Annotated in this window: 3 protein-coding genes; all 3 read left to right on the forward strand. The window is 53.0% G+C overall.

Translation table 11 applies throughout. The features are described 5' to 3' along the window. Positions 1 to 301 (forward strand): glycoside hydrolase family 16 protein (locus OB13_RS12785; protein ID WP_461490557.1); only part of this gene is annotated, 301 nt, incomplete at its 5' end. A 24-nt stretch (positions 302 to 325) separates the two neighbouring features. Next, on the forward strand, positions 326 to 1,840 hold the full coding sequence (locus OB13_RS12790; RefSeq protein WP_461490558.1) for a sulfatase family protein: 1,515 nt from the start codon (positions 326 to 328) through the stop codon (positions 1,838 to 1,840). 18 nt (positions 1,841 to 1,858) lie between these two features. Continuing rightward, positions 1,859 to 3,400: a sulfatase family protein gene (locus OB13_RS12795; RefSeq protein WP_461490559.1), complete on the forward strand. Its 1,542-nt coding sequence runs from the start codon at positions 1,859 to 1,861 to the stop codon at positions 3,398 to 3,400. Positions 3,401 to 3,412 lie beyond the last annotated feature (12 nt).

Genomic DNA, 3,412 nt, shown 5'->3' on the forward strand with positions numbered 1-3,412 from the left:
AAACCCCGTATACTTCGCCACAGCCCCTTTCAAGGAAGGCGAATTCAACACCTATGGCCTAGAGTGGTACCCGGATCGGCTCGACTTCTTCATCAACGGCCAAAAGACATTTTCCTATCCTAAGCTCGAAAACGCCGATCATGTGCAATGGCCCTTCGACGAGGATTTCTACATCATCCTGGACCAGGCACTGGGCGGCAATTGGGTGGGAAGTATAAAAGACGAAGACCTGCCTGTGCAGATGGTAGTGGATTGGGTGCGGGTCTATCAGACAAGTGATCAAAAACAAGCTAACTTATAGAGTAGTATGCAAAGCAAACTAGGTATGAGCATACGATTCCTCCTGTTGTTGGCTATACTTAGCATGGCATCGTTTGCCTATGCCCAGCAAAGACCGAACGTGGTGTTGATCTATGTCGACGACCTGGGATACGGCGACATGAGTAGCTATGGAGCCTCTAAAATCAAAACTCCCAACCTGGATAAACTGGCAGCGCAAGGCGTTCGCTTTACCCGTGGCTATGCCACTTCTGCTACCTGTACCCCCTCGCGCTACGCGCTGATGACAGGCGAATACCCTTGGCGAAAGCAAGGAACCGGTGTATTACCGGGCGATGCCGCCTTGGTAGTGCCCATTGATAAAATGACACTGCCGGGCGTATTCAAAAAAGCGGGGTATACCACTGCTATTGTAGGTAAGTGGCACCTGGGTTTGGGCGAAGCCGTGGAGAAGAACTGGAACGGGGACATCAAACCCGGCCCGAACGAGGTAGGCTTCGATTACTCGTTTATCTTCCCGGCCACCGCCGACCGTGTGCCTACTGTCTTCATGGAAAATGGTAGAGTACTAGGGCTTGATCCGGCCGATCCGATCCAGGTAAACTACCGGGAAAAAGTCGGCCAGGAACCAACAGGCAAAGAAAACCCGGAGCTGCTGAAAATGAAGGCTTCGCCCAACCACGGGCACGACAACACCATCGTAAATGGCATTGGCCGCATTGGCTACATGAGCGGGGGCACCAAAGCCCGCTGGACCGACGAGGAAGTGCCGCTTACCTTTCTGCAGAAAGCCAAAGACTTTATCGTGGAGAACAAAAAACAGCCTTTCTTCCTGTTTTATTCTCTTACCGAACCGCACGTGCCGCGTATGCCTTCCACCTACTTCAAAGGCAAAAGCGAGTTGGGCTACCGGGGTGACGTGATCCTGCAAATGGATTGGGCCGTGGGAGAGATCCTGAAAGAACTCGAACTGCAAGGCCTGGCAAAAAACACGTTCATCATTTTTACCAGCGACAACGGCCCGGTGCTGGACGATGGCTACGAAGACGAGGCGGTGACAAAGCAAAACGGGCATATGCCGGCAGGGCCTTTGCGAGGGGGCAAGTATAGCGCCTTCGAGGCCGGTACGCGAGTGCCGTGGATTGTAAGTTGGCCGGGCAAGGTAAAGCCCGGGGAGTCGGATGCTCTAATCTCACAGGTGGATCTGCTGGCTTCCTTTGCCAGCATGCTGCGCCAGCAACTGGGTACTACCGATGCTCCTGACAGCCAGAATATGCTGCTGGCGCTGAGTGGGAAATCCAAGCAAGGCAGGAATATTTTGGTGCAACACGCCGGTACACTGGCGATTGTAAAAGACAACTGGAAGTATATCGAGCCCGGCAAAGGCCCCGCCTACAACAAGTTGACCGATATTGAATTAGGAAACTCGCCGGAGCCACAACTCTATGACTTGAGCAAGGACATAGGGGAGCGGCACAATCTAGCCGAGCAGCACCCGGAGAAGGTGAAAGAGCTATCGAAGCTCTTGCAGGAAATCAAGCAAAAAGGAAATAGCAGGTAACCAAGTATAATTTTCGTTATGACCAAGCACTTACTCTTACTCATGGCGGCGTTTTTAGGAAGCTTTGCCGCTCTGGCACAGCAGCCCGCAAAACGGCCAAACATCGTTATCATAGTGTCCGACGACCACGCGTTTCGAGCGATCAGTGCCTACGGCGGTAACCTGATGCAGACGCCCAACATCGACCGCATAGCCAAGGAAGGTGCTACCTTTAACAAGGCTTATGTAACAAACTCTATTTGTGGTCCGAGCCGAGCCGTTATACTTACGGGCAAGTATAGCCACAAGAACGGTTTCAAAGACAACGAAAACTCGCACTTCGACGGCAGCCAGAACAGCTTCATCAAGGAGCTGGGCAGAGGCGGTTACCAGACGGCCTGGGTAGGCAAGTGGCACCTGGAAAGCGATCCGCAGGGTTTTGACTACTGGAAGGTCCTGCCAGGCCAAGGGCACTACTTCAACCCTGATTTCATCAACATGGACGGCAGCCGCGAGCGCATCGAAGGCTATGTGACCAGTATAACGGAGGATGTGGCCGAAGACTGGCTCAACAGCCGCGACAAGAGCAAGCCCTTTGCCCTGGTAATCGGTCACAAAGCCACGCACCGCACCTGGATGCCGGACCTGCAGGATATGGGCATGTTCGACAGTAAAACCTTCCCGCTGCCAGCCAACTTCTACGACAACTACACCAACCGCGAGGCGGCTACCGTGCAGGACATGACCATCGACAAGACCATGATCATGGGCTATGACCTGAAGATGTACCCGGATTATAATAATATCAAGGAAGGCAACATCGTCCGCATGAATGCTGATCAGAGAGCCAGGTTCAAGGCCTACTATAAACCGATCTACGACGACCTAATGGCGCGCAACCTGCAAGGCAAAGAGCTGGTGGAGTGGAAGTACCAGCGTTACATGCGCGACTACCTGGCCACCGCTGCCTCCATGGACCGTAGCATTGGCCGCACGCTGGATTACCTGGACAAGAACGGCCTGGCTGACAACACCATCGTGATTTACATGTCCGACCAAGGCTTTTACATGGGCGAGCACGGCTGGTTCGACAAGCGATTTATGTACGAGGAGTCGTTCCGCACGCCGATGGTGATGCGCTACCCGGACGTGGTAAAACCGGGCACTCAGTCAGAGCACTTCGTGATGAACCTTGATATCGCGCCGACCATGCTCGATGCCGCCGGTGTGGCCATTCCGAAAGACATGCAGGGCGAATCCTTCCTGCCGCTACTAACAAATAAAAAAGCTAAAGGTCGCGATGCGATGTACTACCACTACTATGAGAACGGTGAGCACTCCGTGTCGCCGCACTTCGGCATTAAAACGGATCGTTACAAACTCATACGCTTTTACAAAAGAGTGGAGGGCTGGGAACTGTACGATCTGCAGAAAGACCCCCAGGAAATGAACAACCTCTACGGCAAGAAAGGCTACGAGAAGATCACCGCCAAACTTAGAAAGCAGCTGGATAGCCTACTCGACAAGTATGAAGACGATGTTGCCAAGGAGCTGCTGGCCAAAGAGGGCGGTAATCTTTAAGAGTAACCATAG

The sequence above is a fragment of the Pontibacter sp. HJ8 genome, assembly GCF_054824225.1.